Origin of the sequence: Dyella humicola, from assembly GCF_026283945.1 — a bacterium.
In the GTDB taxonomy this organism is placed as follows: domain Bacteria; phylum Pseudomonadota; class Gammaproteobacteria; order Xanthomonadales; family Rhodanobacteraceae; genus Dyella; species Dyella humicola.
On the sequence record NZ_JAPDPC010000002.1, the window covers coordinates 239,855 to 257,940 of the forward strand.

15 protein-coding genes are annotated in these 18,086 nt (G+C 63.0%); 11 read left to right on the forward strand and 4 right to left on the reverse strand.

Features of this window, described 5'->3' with window-relative positions:
- Positions 1 to 307: 307 nt before the first annotated feature.
- The 3 genes from pyk to OUZ30_RS15825 all read left to right on the forward strand — a co-directional run bounded on the left by pyk (position 308) and on the right by OUZ30_RS15825 (position 3,465).
- A complete protein-coding gene (gene pyk / locus OUZ30_RS15815; protein ID WP_266183393.1) occupies positions 308 to 1,780 on the forward strand; it encodes a pyruvate kinase in 1,473 nt (490 codons plus the stop codon).
- 81 nt (positions 1,781 to 1,861) lie between these two features.
- Positions 1,862 to 2,311, forward strand: coding sequence for an energy transducer TonB (locus OUZ30_RS15820; protein WP_266183394.1), 450 nt, complete (start codon positions 1,862 to 1,864; stop codon positions 2,309 to 2,311).
- Positions 2,312 to 2,457: 146 nt separating this feature from the next.
- Entirely contained in the window at positions 2,458 to 3,465 is a 1,008-nt protein-coding gene (locus tag OUZ30_RS15825) for a class I fructose-bisphosphate aldolase (RefSeq protein WP_266183395.1), read from the forward strand.
- A gap of 78 nt (positions 3,466 to 3,543) precedes the next feature.
- Here OUZ30_RS15825 and OUZ30_RS15830 read toward each other — a convergent pair whose 3' ends face one another.
- Positions 3,544 to 4,149, reverse strand: coding sequence for an outer membrane protein (locus OUZ30_RS15830; protein WP_266183396.1), 606 nt, complete (start codon positions 4,147 to 4,149; stop codon positions 3,544 to 3,546).
- Positions 4,150 to 4,411: 262 nt separating this feature from the next.
- Between OUZ30_RS15830 and tkt the strand changes: the two genes are divergently transcribed.
- Positions 4,412 to 6,421, forward strand: coding sequence for a transketolase (gene tkt / locus OUZ30_RS15835; RefSeq protein WP_266183397.1), 2,010 nt, complete (start codon positions 4,412 to 4,414; stop codon positions 6,419 to 6,421).
- Positions 6,422 to 6,626: 205 nt separating this feature from the next.
- Here the strand turns inward: tkt and OUZ30_RS15840 are convergent, their stop codons facing one another.
- Both OUZ30_RS15840 and OUZ30_RS15845 read right to left on the reverse strand, forming a co-directional pair.
- Positions 6,627 to 7,259, reverse strand: coding sequence for an HAD hydrolase-like protein (locus OUZ30_RS15840; RefSeq protein WP_266183398.1), 633 nt, complete (start codon positions 7,257 to 7,259; stop codon positions 6,627 to 6,629).
- The gene (locus OUZ30_RS15845; RefSeq protein ID WP_266183399.1) at positions 7,259 to 8,437 is read right to left on the reverse strand and encodes a phosphoglycerate kinase; all 1,179 of its coding nucleotides are present in this window, start codon (positions 8,435 to 8,437) and stop codon (positions 7,259 to 7,261) included. The genes OUZ30_RS15840 and OUZ30_RS15845 overlap by 1 nt, the downstream gene beginning before the upstream one ends.
- 145 nt (positions 8,438 to 8,582) lie before the next feature.
- Here OUZ30_RS15845 and maiA point away from each other — a divergent pair, with 145 nt between their 5' ends.
- Positions 8,583 to 9,248 (forward strand): maleylacetoacetate isomerase, encoded by a 666-nt coding sequence (maiA, locus tag OUZ30_RS15850; protein ID WP_266183400.1) that lies wholly within the window; start codon positions 8,583 to 8,585, stop codon positions 9,246 to 9,248.
- Positions 9,249 to 9,351: 103 nt separating this feature from the next.
- Here the strand turns inward: maiA and OUZ30_RS15855 are convergent, their stop codons facing one another.
- On the reverse strand, positions 9,352 to 10,467 hold the full coding sequence (locus OUZ30_RS15855) for a PilT/PilU family type 4a pilus ATPase (protein WP_266183401.1): 1,116 nt from the start codon (positions 10,465 to 10,467) through the stop codon (positions 9,352 to 9,354).
- Positions 10,468 to 10,551: 84 nt separating this feature from the next.
- Between OUZ30_RS15855 and OUZ30_RS15860 the strand changes: the two genes are divergently transcribed.
- From OUZ30_RS15860 to OUZ30_RS15885, 6 genes are all read left to right on the forward strand, one after another.
- Positions 10,552 to 11,121, forward strand: a complete 570-nt coding sequence (locus tag OUZ30_RS15860; protein ID WP_266183402.1) for a DUF4398 domain-containing protein — start codon at positions 10,552 to 10,554, stop codon at positions 11,119 to 11,121.
- Entirely contained in the window at positions 11,118 to 11,753 is a 636-nt protein-coding gene (locus OUZ30_RS15865) for a DUF4398 domain-containing protein (RefSeq protein ID WP_266183403.1), read from the forward strand. Before OUZ30_RS15860 ends, OUZ30_RS15865 begins: the two co-directional genes overlap by 4 nt.
- A 402-nt stretch (positions 11,754 to 12,155) precedes the next feature.
- A complete protein-coding gene (locus OUZ30_RS15870) occupies positions 12,156 to 12,383 on the forward strand; it encodes an HP1242/YdcH family protein (protein ID WP_266149805.1) in 228 nt (75 codons plus the stop codon).
- Positions 12,384 to 12,548: 165 nt separating this feature from the next.
- Positions 12,549 to 13,919, forward strand: coding sequence for a pyridoxal-phosphate dependent enzyme (locus tag OUZ30_RS15875; protein ID WP_266183404.1), 1,371 nt, complete (start codon positions 12,549 to 12,551; stop codon positions 13,917 to 13,919).
- 137 nt (positions 13,920 to 14,056) lie between these two features.
- Positions 14,057 to 15,886, forward strand: coding sequence for a glutamine--fructose-6-phosphate transaminase (isomerizing) (gene glmS, locus OUZ30_RS15880; RefSeq protein WP_266183405.1), 1,830 nt, complete (start codon positions 14,057 to 14,059; stop codon positions 15,884 to 15,886).
- A gap of 273 nt (positions 15,887 to 16,159) precedes the next feature.
- Positions 16,160 to 18,082, forward strand: coding sequence for a hypothetical protein (locus tag OUZ30_RS15885; protein ID WP_266183406.1), 1,923 nt, complete (start codon positions 16,160 to 16,162; stop codon positions 18,080 to 18,082).
- The last annotated feature ends 4 nt before the right edge of the window (positions 18,083 to 18,086 follow it).

Here is an 18,086-nt window from a genome sequence, read left to right on the forward strand (position 1 = left end):
GCCGCATTTCAATCCTTGCGCGAAAGACCGCCTCTCTCCGGTCATCTCGAGCCGCTTACCGCTGACTCAGGGCTCGCCCCGGAGTGGATTCGCGATGGGCTTCGGATGACACCAGTGTTTGGGCGTTTCGACGTCTATGAAGAAGACCAGTTCATGTCGCTGACGTTAACTTACTTATCAATTGGTAATACCAGTGGCTCGTGGTGGTCCGCATGCCACAAGCAGTCCAGTTGAGCTTGCCTAATGGGGGCAAAAAAGCCCGGAAAAACCCCCTGGCGCAAGCTGTCAGTTCTGCTAGCCTCGAAGCATGACAAATGAAAATCCGCTGCGCCGCACAAAGATAGTTGCCACCCTCGGTCCTGCTACCGACGCGCCTGGCATGCTCGAAAAAATCATCGCCGAAGGCGTCGACGTGGTTCGCCTGAACCTGTCGCACGGACAGCCTGACGATCACCGCGCGCGCGCCGTCGCCGTGCGTGAGGCGGCGGCCAAGCTTGGCCGCGAAGTCGGCGTCCTGGCCGACCTGCAGGGCCCCAAGATCCGCGTCGAGCGTTTCGCCAACGGTCCGGTCGAACTGCGCGTCGGCGATGCCTTCGTGCTCGATTGCCGTCCCGATGCGCCGCTGGGCGACGCCACCCGCGTGGGCGTGAGCTACTACGGTTTGCCCAACGACGTGGTCGCCGGCGACGTTTTGTTGTTCGACGATGGCCTGGTCGCCATGACGGTGGAACAAGTTGCGGGCGTCGAGATCCATTGCCGCGTGCTGATCGCCGGTCGTCTGTCTGATCGCAAGGGCCTCAATCGCCAGGGCGGCGGACTTTCGGTATCTGCCTTGTCGGACAAGGACCGGGCCGATATCAAGCTGGCTGCGGAGATCGGCTGCGACTTCCTGGCCGTGTCCTTCGTACGCTCGGCTGCTGATATGCACGAAGCGCGTCGCCTGCTGGAGGAAGCCGGCGGCAAGGCGTCGCTGGTGTCCAAGATCGAGCGCGCCGATGCGATTCCCGTACTGGGCGAAATCATCGACGCCTCCGACGTGGTGATGGTGGCGCGCGGTGACCTGGGCGTGGAAATCGGCGATGCCGAACTGCCGGGCCTGCAGAAGAAGATCATTCGCGAATCGGTGCAGCGCAATCGCGCCGTGATCACCGCGACGCAGATGTTGCAGTCAATGGTGCGTTCGCCCATCCCGACTCGCGCCGAGGTCATGGACGTCGCCAACGCCGTCATCGACGGCACCGATGCGGTGATGCTGTCCGAAGAGTCGGCCGCAGGTGCGCATCCGGACAAGGCAGTCGCCGCTCTGCGCCGCATTTGCCTGGGTGCCGAGCGTCAGTTCGAGCCGAAGGAAGATCCGGCCACCCAGGGCCATCTGCTGGATCGTACCGATCAGGCTATCGCCCTCGCGGCGATGGTGCTGGCGGCGCAGCTGGGCGTGCGCGCTATCGTGGCGCTGACCGAATCCGGTGCCACCGCACAGTGGCTTTCGCGCTATCGCAGTGCAGTGCCTATCTACGCCCTGTCGCCGTTCGACGATGCTCGTCGCCGCATGTCGATCTTCCGCGATGTGACGGCGGTGAAATTCACCCACGTATCGCAGACACCGGCTGGTTCGGCCCGCGACGCGGTGCGCCAGTTGTTTGTGCAAGGCCGGCTGGCCGAGGGTGATCGCGTGGTGCTGACCCATGGCGACCACATCGGCCAGGGTGGCGGTACCAATACGCTCAAGCTGCTGTCGGTGGGCGCCGAGGGCGTGGTGGAGTGCCTGCGGGATCTGTAAGCATCCCTAGACGTCCGTGCAGCTTGCATGCGGCTAGAATTCGGGCGACCCATTCCCCCATGCAAGCCCAGGAGGCTTTCCATGAACACGACGTCACGACGCTGTACCCAGGCATGGTTGCTGGCACTGGCCATGTCCGGGGCGGCACCACTGCTGGCGCAGTCGCAGGCGCGCATGGTGGGGCCGGAGCACATCCAGTCGTACTGGATCATGCTCAACACCAAGGTCGATGCCGACATTCCCAACAGCGGCAGCAACATGGACAAGCCGGGCTGCGTGGCGGTGAGCTACCTGATCGGTTCCGATGGCGTTCCGCAGAACGTTACCGTGCGCAAGGTCGTGCCGCCGAGCGGCCTGGATGCGGTGGCCAAGAGCGTGGTGAACAATTTCCGCTACGGCCCGTCGTTGACCAACCGCAATAGCGAGCCGGTTTCCACCTACTTCATCGTGCCGTTCAACCTGCCGGCCGACGAGGCACAGCGCAAGGCGATCGTCGCCGCCTGCAAGCTGCCAGGCTTCGACCAGGCCTGAGGCGGGCCGAGGCCGCCACGGTGCCATCCAGGGCCCCTCCGGACCCTGTTTGGCCTTATGGCATATAATTACGGACTTTGAGCCTTGCCGCCCTCGCGGGCGGCTTAACCTTGTGCGGCCCACACCGCCTAGTATCCGGAGTTGTCATGAGCATCGAAGACCTCGAAAGCATCGCCCTGGCGATGGTCGCGCCCGGCAAGGGCATCATCGCCATCGACGAGTCGACCAACACCATCAAGAAGCGTTTCGAGGCCGTCGGCATCGAGAACACCGAAGAGAATCGCCGCGCCTACCGTGAGCTGCTGCTCACCGCGCCGGGCATTTCCGAGCATATTTCGGGTGCGATCCTGTACGACGAAACCATTCGCCAGTCGACCAAGGACGGCGTGCCGTTCACCCAGGTGATGAAGAAGAACGGCATCATCCCGGGCATCAAGGTCGACAAGGGCCCGGTGCCGCTGGCGGGTTTCCCGGGTGACGTGATCACCGAAGGCCTGGATGGCCTGCGCGAGCGCCTGCAGGAATACGTCAAGCTGGGCGCGCAGTTCGCCAAGTGGCGCGCGGTGATCAACATCAGCGAAGACAATCCCAGCTCCACCGCCATCGAGGCGAACTGCCACGCCCTGGCCCGTTATGCCGCGCTGTGCCAGGAAGCCGGCCTGGTGCCGATGGTCGAGCCGGAAGTGATCATGGACGGCGACCACAGCATCGAAGTCAGCTACGAGGTGCACGAAGCCGTGCTGCGCAGCCTGTTCAATGCGCTGTACGAGCAGAACGTGATGCTGGAAGGCACCATCCTGAAGACCAGCATGGTCATCCCGGGCAAGGACTCAGACGAACAGGTCGAGGTCGAAGAAGTGGCCGAAGCCACCGTGCGCGTACTCAAGACCACCGTGCCGGCGACCTTGCCGGGCATCGTGTTCCTCTCGGGCGGTCAGTCCGACGAGCAGTCGACGGCGCACCTCAATGCGATGAACCGCATGGGCCCGCACCCGTGGCCGCTGAGCTTCTCCTACGGTCGCGCCATGCAGCAGGCCGCGCTGAAGCTGTGGGCAAAGGACATGAAGGCCAACTACGCCGACGCGCAGAAGACCATCGCCGCACGTGCCAAGGAAAACGGCCTGGCCGCGCTGGGTCAGTGGAACGCCAAGTAAGACTGCGTTTCCCACCATCGCTGCAAAAAGAACGGGCGCCTCGCGGCGCCCGTTTTTTATTGTCTGGTGACAGGTCGATCAGAAGCGGTATTCCGCACTGACGCTGTACAGGTTGGTCGGCAGGTGGATGTTCTTGTCGCTCTGGCTGCCGTCGTAGTAGTCCCAGTTCAGGCCCACGCTCCAGTTCTGGGCGATGTTGTAGCCAACGCCTGCGCCGGCGTAGTAGCGGGTGCTGTTGAAGTTGGTGAACTGCGGGTTGGCGCGGTCGTCGGTCAGACCCTCGCCCTTGGCGAAGAAGGCACCACCACGCACTTCGCCGTACCAGCTCGGGTTGAAGTTGTAGCGCAGGTTCAGGCCGGCGGTAGCGCCCTGCAGCTTGGACTTGTCGTTGCTGCCGGCGAAATTCTGCGAGTAGCTGTTCTTGGCGCTGACGCGACCCAGGTAGACATAACCCACTTCCGCACCGAGCGAGGTCTCGGGATTGATCGCGAAACGGTAGCCGCCCTTGATGCCACCGGCGAATTCACCATTGTCATAGGCGCCACGGCTCACGTCGGCATAGCCGGCGTTCGCGCCGACATACCAACCCTGTTGAGCCGTCGGGGCCGCGTCCTGAGCAAAAGCAGCCGGAATAGCCATCACGCCAGCGGTAGCGAGGGCCAGAGCAAAAAGCGTCTTCTTCATTTGGGGGATTCCTCTTCGTCTTATAAGTTCAGGCCGCGTCGCCGGGGGTTCGGTCATACGCGGCCCGTGCACCCGTCTGTGACGGTGCCGGGGAATTAGATGGGGAGCGTGCTGAAGAGTTTCAATACTTGTTAGTGCAGTATTAAGCTTCAGTTAATCACGAAACTGGCATGGCCCCGATTCATCGATGGGCGACACGGCGCGCGCGGATCGGCGACAATAAGCGTTTTTAGCTGCCGCCCAGCCCCGGAGAATTCTCTAGATGACTACCCGCCGCGAACTCGCCAATGCCGTGCGCGCTCTCGCCATGGACGCCGTGGAAAAGGCCAACTCCGGCCACCCAGGTATGCCCATGGGCATGGCGGACATCGCCGAAGTGCTGTGGAACGATTTCCTCAAGCACAACCCGACCAACCCGAAGTGGTTCAACCGCGATCGTTTCGTGCTTTCCAATGGCCATGGCTCGATGCTGCAGTACGCGCTGCTGCACCTGACCGGCTATGACTTGCCGATGGAGCAGCTCAAGCGCTTCCGACAGCTGCACTCGAAGACCGCCGGCCATCCGGAAGCCAGCGAAACCCCAGGCGTGGAAACCACCACCGGTCCGCTGGGCCAGGGCCTGGCCAATGCGGTGGGTTTTGCGCTGGCCGAAAAAGTACTGGCCGCGCACTTCAACCGTCCGGGTCACGAGATCGTCAACCACCATACCTACGTGTTCCTGGGCGACGGCTGCCTGATGGAAGGCATCTCGCACGAGGTTGCTTCGCTGGCCGGTACCTGGAAGCTGAACAAGCTGGTGGCGGTGTATGACGACAACGGCATTTCGATCGACGGCGAAGTCCACGGCTGGTTCACCGACAACACGCCGGAGCGTTTCGAGGCCTATGGCTGGAACGTGATTCGCGGTGTCGACGGTCATGACGCCGAGGCCATCAAGCAGGCGCTGGCCCAGGCCACGGGCTCGTCCGACAAGCCGACGCTGATCTGCGCCCGCACCATCATCGGTTTCGGTGCACCGCATAAGCAGGGCAAGGAAGAGAGCCACGGCGCGGCGCTGGGCAAGGACGAAGTCGCCGGTGCCCGCGACGCACTGGACTGGCGCTATGCCCCGTTCGAAATTCCGGCCGATATCTACGCCGGCTGGGATCACAAGCAGGCTGGCACTGAGCGTGAGCGGGCTTGGCACGATGCGCTGGCCAAGTACTCGTCGGCGCATCCGGAGCTGGCGGCCGAGTTCACCCGCCGCATGTCGGGCGAGCTGCCGGTCGATTGGGCGGACAAGTCGCAGGCCTTCGTCGACAAGCTGCAGGCTGACGGTCCGGAAATTGCCTCGCGCAAAGCCTCGCAGATGAGCATCGAGGCGTTCGCGCCGTTGCTGCCGGAACTGATCGGCGGCTCGGCCGACCTGGCCGGTTCCAACCTGACCAAGTGGAAGGGCAGCCTGGATGCCGCCAACGGCAACAGCAGTGATGGCAAGGGCAACTATGTCTATTACGGCGTGCGCGAGTTCGGCATGAGCGCGATCGCCAATGGCCTGGCGCTGCATGGCGGCTTCATTCCGTACGACGCCACCTTCCTGGTGTTCTCCGACTACGCGCGCAACGCCGTGCGCATGAGCGCCTTGATCCCGGCCCATGCGATCCACGTGTACACGCATGACTCCATTGGCCTGGGCGAAGACGGCCCGACCCATCAGGCGGTGGAGCATCTGGCCTCGCTGCGCTACATCCCGAACAACCAGGTGTGGCGTCCGTGCGATGCGGTGGAATCGGCGATGTCGTGGAAGCTGGCGATCGAGCGCAAGGGCAATCCGGCGTGCCTCGTGTTCTCGCGCCAGAACCTGAAGCACCAGCCGCGCACCGCGCAGCAGGTGGCTGACATTGCCCGTGGCGGCTATGTGCTGTCCGATCCACAGGACACCAAGTTTAAGGCGATCCTGATCGCCACGGGCTCGGAAGTGGGGCTGGCGACGGAAGCGGCACAGGCCTTGGCCCAGCAGGGCGTGCCGGTGCGTGTGGTGTCGATGCCGTGCACCGAAGTGTTCGATGCACAGCCGCTGGAATACCGCGAAGGCGTGCTGCCAGGTTGGTGCCGTGCCCGCGTGGCGGTGGAGGCGGCGACGTCCGACTTCTGGCGCAAGTATGTGGGCCTGGACGGCGATGTGGTTGGCATGACCACGTTCGGCGCCTCGGCGCCCGCGCCGCATCTGTTCGAGCACTTCGGTTTCACCGTGACCCACGTGGTCGATGCCGTGAAGCGCGTGATTGGCTAATGCTGGACTCCCTCTCCCCTCCGGGGAGAGGGTTGGGATGAGGGGCAGGTGCTCGCCCAAACCCCACCATAAAAAACGCCGCGATTATCGCGGCGTTTTTTATGCGCGGATTCCCTGTAGGAGCGCACCCTATGCGCGATCGTAGAGTTTCGCCACTATCGCTTCGAAGGCTGTCGCGCACTGGGTGCGCTCTTACCAAAAGATCTCAGGCGACCAGTAGCGTCGCCAGATGTTCCGGATCCTGTGCAAGCGCATGGGCACCGGCGGTTTCCAGTTCCTCGCGACTGCCGAACCCCCACAGCACGCCCACGCCGCGTACGCGATTGGCCACCGCACCATCGATATCGAAGTGGCGGTCCCCGATCATGGCGGCCTGTTCTGGTGCGGCGCCAAAGTCGGTCAGGGCCGCCGCAATCATCGCCGCCTTCTCGCTATGCGGACTCGACGGATCGGGGCCGTAAAGGCGGCTGAAGGCAGACCCGAATGGCAGATGTTCGATGATCGGCCGCGCGTGACGCTCAGGCTTGCTGGTAACCACGGCAAGCTGATGGCCAGCGGTCTGCAGTTGCCGGATCATCGCTTCGATACCGGGATACACCGTGTGCTCGCGCCAGCCGATGGTGTGGAAGCGATCGTGGTAGTGCTCGACAGCCTGTTCGATACGATCGTGATCGTGATCCAGCAGTGGCGCGAAGCTGTGCCGCAACGGAGGGCCGATCCAGTGGCGCATCTCGGCAGGCGCGGGCACGCCCAGTTGTGTCAGGGCGTGCCGCACGCAGCCGAGAATGCCGAGCTCCGAATCGATCAGCGTGCCGTCGAGGTCGAACAGACAGAGCATCAGCGACCCGCGCGTGCCCTGAGTGCAGCCACGGCCGGCAGCTCCTTGCCCTCGAGGAATTCGAGGAAGGCGCCACCACCGGTGGAGATGTACGAGACATCCTTCTCGATGCCGTACTTGTCGACCGCGGCAAGCGTGTCACCGCCACCGGCGATCGAGAAAGCGGGCGATGCGGCGATGGCGCGCGCCAGCGTTTCGGTGCCGGCGCTGAAGGCGTCGAATTCGAAGACGCCGACCGGGCCGTTCCAGACGACGGTGCCGGCCTTGGCGATCATTTCGGCATAGCGGCGCGCCGTCTCCGGCCCGATGTCCAGGATCAGCTCGCCGTCCTTCACTGCGTCGACGGGCTTGACCGTGGCCGACGCATGCGCCGAGAACTCCGGAGCCACCACGACGTCTACCGGCACGGGCACATCGGCATTACGACGCTTGGCCTCGGCGATGACTTTCTTGGCCGCCGGGATGAGGTCGGGCTCGTACAGCGAATTGCCGACCGACCAGCCCATGGCCGCGATAAAGGTGTTGGCGATGCCGCCACCAACGATGAGTTGGTCGACCTTGCCGATCAGGTTTTCCAGCAAGGTGAGCTTGGTGGAGACCTTGGAGCCGGCGACGATGGCCAACAACGGACGGGCCGGATGCTCCAGCGCCTTGCCCAGCGCGTCCAGCTCGGCGCAGAGCAGCGGGCCGGCGGCGGCGATCGGGGCGAACTTGATCACGCCATGGGTGGAAGCCTGGGCGCGATGCGCGGTACCGAAGGCGTCCATGACGAAAATGTCGCACAGGGCGGCGTATTTCTTCGACAGCGTCTCGTCGTCCTTGCCCTCGCCGACGTTCATGCGGCAGTTTTCGAGCACCACGACTTCGCCATCGGCGACATCGACGCCGTCGAGGTAGTCGGCGATCAGTCGCACCGGCTGGCCGAGCTTGTCGCTCAACCAGGTGGAGACCGCGGCCAGCGAGGATTCGGCGTCGAACTGGCCTTCCTTGGGGCGGCCCAGGTGCGACAGCACCATGACCTTGGCACCCGCGTCGCGAGCCAGCTTGAGCGTAGGCAGGGCCGCTTCCAGGCGCTGGGTCGAGGTGATCCGGCCGTTCTCGATCGGTACGTTCAGATCTTCGCGGATCAGTACGCGCTTGCCGCGCAGCTCCAGATCGCTCATGCGGGTGACGGACACGGCGGAACTCCCTTGCTTGGATTCGTGGAAACGGACGCCCGGAGGCGCGAACCGCGTATTGTCCCGTCCGGCCGCCGGCGATGCAAACCAGGCGACAGGTATCCTAGGCAATCACTATTTCAGTCTGCCCGCAAAGGACACGATCATGACCCCGGATTTGGTCTTGTATGGCTACTGGCGTTCGAGTGCCGCCTATCGCGTTCGTATTGCCTTGAATCTCAAAGGCTTGGCCTATGAGTCGCAGCCGGTCCACCTGGTCCGGGACGGTGGCGAACAGCATGCCCCGGACTATCGGGCCTTGAATCCGCAGGAGCTGGTGCCTTGCCTCGTCGACGGCGGGCAGGTGTTTACCCAGTCGATGGCCATCATCGAATACCTCGACGAGACCCGGCCCACGCCACCCCTGCTACCCGCCGACCCGGCTGGTCGTGCCCGCGTGCGGGCGTTGTCTCAGGTATTGGCCTGCGATGTCCATCCGTTGGGCAATCTGCGGGTGCTGCAGCATGTCGTGGCGCAGTTCGATGCTGACGAAGCCGCCAAGGGCGTGTGGTCGCGACACTGGATTGGGGAGGGCTTCAGGGCGCTTGAAGCGATGCTGGCTGGCAACGTCGCGACCGGCCGCTTCTGCCATGGCGATCAGCCCGGCATGGCGGATGCCTGCCTGGCGCCGCAGGTCTACAACGCCGTGCGTTGGAAACTGCCGCTGGACGACTTCCCGACGATCCAGCGTATCTATGCGGCGTGCCAGGCGCTGGAGGCGTTCCAGCAGGCGGCCCCGGAAGCGCAGTCAGACGCGCCTGCTGCAAGTTAGGACAATGAATAAGCTGTCATTCCAGCGGCTCGCGCTGGAATGACAGCCAACCCAGGAGACGGGGACTTGAGCGATCGTCCCGGCCCTCGTCGCCCCTCGTTTACTAGAAGCCCAGCCCGTACGGATCGTTGCCGACCAGTTCGGTGCTCTCCGATCCGCTGCCTTCAGACAAGCGAATCTTGAGCGACAGGCCGTCGCGGGAGTCGGCCTTGTTAAGTGCCTCATCCAGCTCGATGCGGCCTTCCTTGTACAGGCGGTAGAGCGACTGGTCGAACGTCTGCATGCCTTCCTGCAGGCTGCGGTCCATCGCTTCCTTGACGTCGTGCACCTGGCCGCGGCGAATCATGTCGCGGATCAGCGGCGTGTTGAGCAGCACCTCGGTAGCCGGCAGGCGGCGACCGTCCTTGCCGACCACCAGACGCTGGCTGATTACCGCGCGCAAATTGAGCGCGAGGTTCATCAATACGTTCTTGTGCGCCGATTCCGGGAAGAAGTTGAGGATGCGTTCCAGCGTCTGGTCGGCGTTGTTGGAGTGCAACGTGGCCAGGCACAGGTGGCCGGTTTCGGAGAACGCGATGGCCGCTTCCATGGTGTCGGTATCGCGGATCTCGCCGATCATGATCACGTCCGGTGCCTCGCGCATCGCATTGCGCAGGGCCTCGTGATAGCTGTGCGTGTCCAGGCCGACTTCGCGCTGGTTCACGATCGAGCGCTTGTGGCGGTGCAGGTACTCGATCGGATCCTCGATGGTGAGGATGTGGCCCGACGAGTGCTGGTTGCGGTGATCGATCATCGCCGCCAGCGTGGTCGACTTGCCGGAGCCGGTGGCGCCGACCACCAGGATCAACCCACGCGGCTCCATGATCAGTTCGCGGAAAATGCCCGGCAGCTGCAGCTGATCGACGCTGGGAATCTCGCTCTTGATGGCACGGATCACCATGCCTACTTCGCCACGCTGCTTGAAGACGTTGATGCGGAAGCGGCCGGCTTCTTTCACCGCCAGCGCCATATTCAGCTCCAGGTCCCGCTCGAACTGCGGTACCTGGCCCTCGTCCATCAACGAATAGGCGATCTTCTTGACCATGCCGCTAGGCAGGCCGGTATTGCCCAGCGGGTACAGCTTGCCCTCGACTTTTATGTTCACAGGTGCGCCCGTCGTCAGGAACATATCCGACGCGCCCTTGTCAACCATTAGCTTGAGGAAGTAACCAATGTCCACTCGAATCCCCTGAATTTCGCGCGCATTGCTAAAGTGGATTATGCCCGCCCACAATACGCTGCGACACTCCGAGAGGAATGAGTGATGGTGCACATCTTTTTCCCGCTGTTCGGGCGCCCTAGGGGTGCTCGCCTGGCGGTTTCGACCCTGACGCTGGCATTCACGCTGGCGCTTTCCGGCTGCGCCTCCACGCCGCCGCCGGACGGGATCATGAACCAGGCCCAGGTGCAGCTGCAGGCTGCCCGCGATGCCGACGCCGCCGATTACGCGCCGGTGGACCTGGGTTTTGCGCAAAACAAGTTCCAGCAGGCCCAGGCCGCCATGGCCAAGGGCAAATATGACGATGCCGCTACCCTGGCCGACGAAGCCCGAGCGGATGCTGAGTTGGCCCGCGCCAAGGCCCGCCTTGCCGCGGCCCGGTCGCAGATCCAGAGCAAGGGCGACGCCAACCGCCAGCTGCGTGATCAGATCGACCAGTCGCTGAGCCATGAACAGCAGCAGGACCAGAGCCAGAATCCGGCCCTTCCGGTCCAGCAGCAGGCCCCGGCGGATATGCCGGCTCCCGCTGCTTCCTCGCTTGCCGAGCCCATCCCCCAGGGGCAGGGTTTCCAGACCGTACCCCAGTCGACCACTGACCAGGGAGGTCATCCATGAATACCTTGACCCTCCGTTGTTCGGCGCTCGTTCTGGCGATGGCTGCCGTGGGTATCGCTCACGCCAGCAACAAGGACGACATGGACATCGCCCGCTTGAACAGCAGCCTTGACCAGCTCGCCAGCGACCCGGCGCTGGGCAGCTACGCCCAGGCTGAGCAGGCACGCGCCCGCGACGCCATCAACCAGCTGGCTCAGGCCCGCTCCCGCGACCGTGCCCATGCGCTCTATCTGGCCGAGCGCCGGGTCGACCTCGCACGCGCCACGGCACAGCTGCAGGACGCGCAGCTGAAGATCAACCAGCTCGACCGCGAGCACGACCAGATCCTGCTCGACGGCAGTCGCCGCGAGGCCGATCAGGCCCGCCGTGAGCTCGATCGCCAGCGCCTGCAGTACCAGATGGCGCAGGAAGAGGCCGCACGCCAGCAGGCAGAAGGTGCCGAAGCCACCGCCCAGGCGCAGGCCGAGGCGCTGCAGGCCAAGAAGCTCGCCGCCGCGCAGGCCAAGGCCGCCAATGCCGCCAAAAAGCAAGCCGACTTGGCAGCCCAGGCAGCGCGAGCGATGCGTGCGCAGATGCAGGGCGACAGCTCGTCCTCTGACGACAGCAGTTCAAAGAAAGATCAGGGCAAGTAAGACGCGAGCCCGTCCGAAGGCCGGCAGGGTGATCCTGTCGGCCTTCCTACTTTCGGTGAGTAGGGCAAGGCGAAGTCGCTTGCTGCGAGGTTTCGTTCAAGATCCGGAAAGTCTTCGTTGTATTCGTGCAAAAGACTGTTCTGGCAGCCTTTTTTTCGAATATTTGGCGGTCGATCTAGTCCCTTTGTGACGCTTGCATGACCCGGATCCGGGGAGTAGGGTCAAGTTCCCAAGGCGCACTTCGCCCCTTGGGTCATTGACCGGAATCATGCAGCTACCCACCCCCTACATCGAAGTCCATGGCCCGCTCAACCGGCATGGATGGCGGGCGCGTGCATGTCGTTCAGCGTCTGAGGGCGCCCCCACGGGTCGCCCGTCGTTCTCTCCAGAGGAGGTCGAATCATGTTTGAAAACCAGCAGCGTGATGATGTCGAAGCCTTGATGAAGGCCGACGCGGAGTTTCGTCGGCTCTACCAACACCACCAAGAACTCGACAGCAAGGTGCACGACGCCGAGATTGGCGTGCTTCCCATCGACGACATGACGTTATCGGGCATGAAGAAGGAGAAACTCCACGCGAAGGAGCGGCTCCAGCGCATGTGGGACAATCACGCGCACCGCATCAACTAAATCTGCGAGTTTTCGCATGAACGCGGCCCCGGTACCTCCCGCAAGGGAACGGTTTCCGGGGCCGCTCCGTTTTTGGCATGGGGGAAGGGGGTACCGCGGCTCGGTTATCATCAGAGCCCCTTCTGGTCGTGATGACGCGACCGGTGCTTTCTGCAAGGAGTCCCCATGACGGTCCACCAGAGTGTCCTCGAACTGATCGGACGTACCCCGATGGTACGCGCGCAGCGCCTGGACGTCGGACCGTGTCAGCTTTTCCTCAAGCTGGAGAGCACCAATCCTGGCGGATCGATCAAGGATCGCATTGGTCTCTCGATGATCGAGGGCGCCGAGCGCGCCGGAAAGATTCGTCCCGGCGACACCCTGGTGGAGGGTACCGCGGGCAATACCGGTCTTGGCTTGGCCCTGGTGGCCCAGCAGAAGGGCTACCGCCTGATCCTGGTGGTGCCCGACAAGATGAGCCGCGAGAAGATCTTCAACCTCAAGGCCATGGGTGCCGAAGTGGTGCTCACCCGCTCCGATGTCGCCAAGGGCCATCCGGAGTACTACCAGGACATGGCCGAGCGCATCGCGCGCGAGACCCCGGGTGCGTACTTCATCAACCAGTTCGGCAACATGGACAACCCGGCCGCGCATATCGCCACGACGGGACCGGAGATTCTCGAGCAGCTGGACGGGCAGGTCGATGCCATCGTGGTCGGTTGCGGCTCGTCGGGCACGCTCAGCGGACTGTCCAAGTTCTTCGCCGAGCATTCGCCAAGCACCGAGTTCGTGCTGGCCGATCCGGTTGGCTCAATCCTTGCGCAATACATCAACGAAGGCACGCTGTCGGCCAAGTCCGGCAGCTGGATGGTGGAGGGCATCGGTGAGGATTTTCTGCCGAGCATCAGCGACTTCACCCGCGTGAAGAAGGCCTATGCGATTCCCGACAAGGAAAGCTTCCTTGTGGCACGCGAACTGCTGGCGAAAGAGGGCATCCTCGGCGGGTCATCCACCGGCACGTTGCTGGCAGCGGCGCTGCGCTACTGCCGCGAACAGACCAGTCCCAAGCGTGTGGTGACCTTGGTCTGCGATACGGGCAACAAGTACCTGTCGAAGATGTACAACGATTACTGGATGCTCGACAACGGCTTCATCGAGCGCGAGCAGTATGGCGATCTGCGCGACTTGCTGCTGCGCCCGTTCGCGCAGCGCGACACGGTGGTGATCGGGTCGAACGAGCTGCTGATGACAGCCTATACACGCATGAAGCTATACGACGTCTCCCAGCTTCCCGTGATGGACGGGGATCGCCTGGTAGGCATCCTGGACGAGTCCGATGTGCTGATGCACGTGCACTCCGACGAGAGCCGGTTCCGTGATGTCGTGTCCACCGCGATGACCAGCAACCTGGAGATGCTCGACGTGCGTTCGCCGATCGAAGCGTTGCTACCGGTATTCGATCGTGGCCACGTGGCCATCGTCGTCGATGGCGAGCAGTTCCTGGGCCTGATCACCCGGATCGATCTGCTGAACTATCTACGCCGCAAGGTGCATTGAATGGCGGCTTGAGGCGAGTCCAGGATGAATGATCCGATCGCCCGCCCGTTGCCATGAAAGCTTGTTGAAATCGCGTGCGTGGAAAGTCGCCGTTCGCGGCCGCCTGGATCGCACCTGTTTCGAAGGAGTAACACCCGATGTGTGGAATCGTTGCCGCTGCCGCCCAGCGTGATGTGGCGCCGCTGTTGATCGCCGGCCTGAAGGCGCTGGAATATCGCGGATACGACTCGGCCGGTCTGGCCGTGCTGGATCGCGGCGAGATTCGCCGCGTACGCGCGAAGGGCAAGGTGCGCGAGATGGAATCGCTGTATCTGGCCGAGCCCTTCCCTGGTGGCACCGGCATCGCGCACACCCGCTGGGCCACGCATGGCGTGCCCAATGAGGCGAATGCGCATCCGCACATGGCCGGCAGCGTAGCGCTGGTGCACAACGGCATCATCGAGAACTACGCCAGCCTGCGCGCCGATCTGCAGGCGCGCGGTCACGTATTTACCTCGGAGACCGACACCGAGGTGATGGCCGCCCTGATCAACGAACACGTCGAGTCGGGCTTGAGCCTTCGCGATGCCGTGATGGCGACCGTGCGGGAGCTCGAGGGTGCCTATGCCATTGCCGTGATCAGCAGCAAGGAGCCGGGTCGCGTCATCGGAGCACGCCATGGCGCGCCGCTGCTGATTGGCGTGGGTATTGGCGAGCATTTCCTGGGTTCGGATGCGCAGGCCCTGATCCAGGTCACCAACAAGATCATCTATCTCGACGAGGACGACGTTGCCGAGATCACGCGCGATAGCGTGGCGATCTTCGGTCTCGACGGTCAGCGTGTCGAGCGCTCCATGCATGAAAGCGAGTTGTCGGCCGATGCGGTGGAACGTGGTGAGTATCGCCACTACATGCAGAAGGAGATCTTCGAACAGCCCCATGCCGTGGCGGCAACGCTGGAGGCGCGCATCGGTCCGCATGGCGTACTGCCCAATATCTTCGGCGTTGATGGCGATGAGCTGCTGAATCGCGTGCGCGGCCTGCATATCATCGCCTGCGGCACCAGCTATCACGCGGGCCTGGTCGCCAAGTACTGGCTCGAGGAGTACGCGCGCCTGCCGGTGAGCGTCGAAGTAGCGAGCGAGTATCGCTATCGCGAAGCGGTGGTGCCCGATGGCACGCTGTTTGTTGCCATCTCTCAGTCGGGCGAAACGGCAGACACGCTGGCTGCCATGCGCGAGTCTCGTCGCCGCGGCTATCTCGGCACCTTGGCCATCTGCAACGTGCCCGAATCGTCGGTGGTTCGCGAGGCTGATCTCAAGCTGATGACGCGTGCTGGCCCGGAAATCGGTGTGGCATCGACCAAGGCGTTCACGACCCAGTTGGCTGCGCTGGCCCTGCTTACCCTTCATCTGGCGCAATCGCGTGGACTGGATCGCGCGCGCTATGTGGATCTGTGCACACAGCTGCAGCACCTGCCGCGAGCCCTCGAAGACGCGCTCAAGCTGGAGCCGCAGATCATCGAGCTTTCGGCGCATCTGATCCATCGCCAGCACGCGCTGTTCCTCGGGCGCGGTGCGCAATATCCGGTGGCATTGGAAGGCTCGCTGAAGCTCAAGGAAATCTCCTATATCCACGCCGAGGCTTATCCTGCCGGCGAACTCAAACACGGTCCGTTGGCGCTGGTCGACGAAGACATGCCCGTCATCGCGGTGGCCCCCAACGGTCCGCTGCTGGACAAGCTCAAGTCCAACCTGCAGGAAGTGCGGGCGCGTGGCGGCGAATTGCTCGTGTTCGCCGATGGCGAAGCCTGCCTCGAAGGCAACAACGCTCGTGGCGTCACACTGCGCATCAACGGTGGTGGTGATTTCATCGCTCCCGCTGTGTTCACCGTGCCACTGCAGTTGCTCGCTTATCACGTGGCCGTGCTGCGCGGTACCGACGTCGACCAGCCGCGTAACCTGGCCAAGTCGGTCACGGTGGAATAGCGCCTCGTTGAGGCCGGCAAGTTGCGGCCTACGCAGGTTGTTCCTGACGAAGCCTTGGTTGAATCGCTATAGGCAACGCAGACTGGCCTCTGTGTTCCTGGAAAGGAAATGCCGTCTTCGCGCCCAGGACCGGCCGGCCGCAGGCCATGTCAGCAGGACGGCGAAGGAATTTTTGGAGAAGAAAATGGCTAAGGGCGTGCGGTCAATGATGCTGAAGTCCCATGACGACGAGCGCTCGACATCACTTTGCGGGTGCGAGCGTGAGGCTGATCGATGGCTCCCTGTTTCCGCTCCGGCGGATTCAGCCTTAAAGACGCTTGGCTGAATCCGATGCGTGCATTGTCCTGGCTCAAGAAAGCCCCTGCACAGCGAGCGCCGCATGCTGGTGGTTGCGACGATCTCGTTTCGTTGACCCTGGCGCTCCTGCTGTCTCCCCTGGCGGCGGCGACGCTGTTGGTCCGCGTGGCGGTCTATGGCGGTCTCTCGTTCCACTTAGCGGCATTACTGCAGACGGGCCTGACGCTCTCGCTCGCGGCAGGCGCGTTGGTGTTGGCGATGGTCTATCGCCGCGACCTGTGGGCGTTGGCGAGAGCCGCGAACAAAGAGGCGCTGGTTTGGATGTTGGTGGCATGCGCACTGGGAGCTCTGGCTGCCACTTGCCTGCATCGCCCCGATGCGGATGACGTGATCTATCTTCCGAAAGTGCTTTATCTGCTGGCGCATTCGGACGCCCGAATAGACGGTTTGATCCCCGAACTGGCTCACTCACCAGCACTATCACTTCCCATCGCCGCAGCACCGTACTATCCAACGTCCTACGAATTCGTCCAGGCCGTATTCGCCCATGTGAGCGGCTTGGACTTCCTGAAGGTCTACTACGTGCTTGCCCCTTGTGCGGCTGCCGCCTTCGGCGTCTTGTTCATCATTTTGAACCTGCGGCTGCTTGGCCTGTCTGCACGTACAGCGGCCATCTGCGCGGCGCTGCTGGTTCCCGTGCTCCTACTCATGGGCGAGAGCCATCGCAGTTTTGGCAATTTCACGCTGGTGCGCATGTTTCAGGCCAAGTGTGCATTTATTTTCGTCGGCTTGCAGGCGTCTATCGCGGTCTCGCTACTTTTCTTCAAGGAGCCGAAGGCGGCCCGTTGGGTCACCCTGCTGGTAGGGTTTTTGGCGGTAGTTGGCATGACGACCACCGCGCTGATCATGCTCCCCTTGCTCGCCATACCACTGTTTGTATCGTGGTGGTGCACCGAGTCGCATCGCCGCGTCATACCCGTGGGTGTCGCCTACGGCCTGGCGTTGCTGCCGGTTGCCGCATTCGCGCTCGACTATCGTCGGTATGCCTTGGAGCGCGCCGGTTACGGATCGGATCTCAATGCGGGCTTTCCCAACACGTTCATGGGTCAGCTGGACCTGGTCACTGGCGGATCGAGCCTGCCAACCGCATTTGTCGTCTTCGCGCTGGCAGCGGGTATTTGCCTCTATTCCTGGCGCGTTCGTCGGCACGCATTCTTGTTGCTGTGGACGGCGATTGCCTTCGCGCTGTATCTGAACCCGTGGTCTGCGCCGGGTATCATGAAATTTGTCGCCACGGAGAACATCTATTGGCGGCTTTTCTACCTGCTGCCGGTGCCTCTGATGATCGGCATGGCGCTTGGATACGGCCTGGATCGCATCGGCCCCGATGCCAGGGCCGGCCGACACCTGCCGTGGTTGGCGTTACTGGCTTTTGGCCTCGCGGTCGTGGTTGCGCCGACGTCCGTCACCCGCAAGGACAACGGGGTCCGCATCGCACCTCCCGGTTTGACGCTTGATGCCTATGCGGCGGACGCCCGTGCTTGCCTGGCGTTGGCAAAGCCCGGGTCGGTACTGGCCCCCATACCGTTGGCCCAGGATATGGTCCTGCTTTCGGCAGAGCATACGCTGCTTATTACGCGCGTCGATTTCTTGAAGAATGCCCTTTTCAACGAGCCGGATGAATTCAATCGACGCTACAGCGCAGCGAAATTCATTACGGGGGAGGGCGGACTTGGTCAGGACCTAGTCGACGTGCTGCAACGCGAACAGCCCGGCACCGTAGTCATCGCAGGCTCTGCTCGCGCTGAAGTCGAGCCTTATCTTGCTTCAGCGCACTACAGGCAGGTCGCCGGGGTGGGGGGCCGGTGGATGGTGTTCGAAAAGGCCGTGGCGCCCTGATAGA

Bases quoted from the DNA above. Each gene is read 5' to 3' on its own strand.
- pyk (WP_266183393.1), top strand. From the start codon at position 308: ATGACAAATGAAAATCCGCTGCGCCGCACAAAGATAGTTGCCACCCTC.
- OUZ30_RS15820 (WP_266183394.1), top strand. From the start codon at position 1,862: ATGAACACGACGTCACGACGCTGTACCCAGGCATGGTTGCTGGCACTG.
- OUZ30_RS15825 (WP_266183395.1), top strand. From the start codon at position 2,458: ATGAGCATCGAAGACCTCGAAAGCATCGCCCTGGCGATGGTCGCGCCC.
- OUZ30_RS15830 (WP_266183396.1), bottom strand. From the start codon at position 4,149: ATGAAGAAGACGCTTTTTGCTCTGGCCCTCGCTACCGCTGGCGTGATG.
- tkt (WP_266183397.1), top strand. From the start codon at position 4,412: ATGACTACCCGCCGCGAACTCGCCAATGCCGTGCGCGCTCTCGCCATG.
- OUZ30_RS15840 (WP_266183398.1), bottom strand. From the start codon at position 7,259: ATGCTCTGTCTGTTCGACCTCGACGGCACGCTGATCGATTCGGAGCTC.
- maiA (WP_266183400.1), top strand. From the start codon at position 8,583: ATGACCCCGGATTTGGTCTTGTATGGCTACTGGCGTTCGAGTGCCGCC.
- OUZ30_RS15860 (WP_266183402.1), top strand. From the start codon at position 10,552: ATGGTGCACATCTTTTTCCCGCTGTTCGGGCGCCCTAGGGGTGCTCGC.
- OUZ30_RS15865 (WP_266183403.1), top strand. From the start codon at position 11,118: ATGAATACCTTGACCCTCCGTTGTTCGGCGCTCGTTCTGGCGATGGCT.
- OUZ30_RS15870 (WP_266149805.1), top strand. From the start codon at position 12,156: ATGTTTGAAAACCAGCAGCGTGATGATGTCGAAGCCTTGATGAAGGCC.
- OUZ30_RS15875 (WP_266183404.1), top strand. From the start codon at position 12,549: ATGACGGTCCACCAGAGTGTCCTCGAACTGATCGGACGTACCCCGATG.
- glmS (WP_266183405.1), top strand. From the start codon at position 14,057: ATGTGTGGAATCGTTGCCGCTGCCGCCCAGCGTGATGTGGCGCCGCTG.
- OUZ30_RS15885 (WP_266183406.1), top strand. From the start codon at position 16,160: ATGGCTCCCTGTTTCCGCTCCGGCGGATTCAGCCTTAAAGACGCTTGG.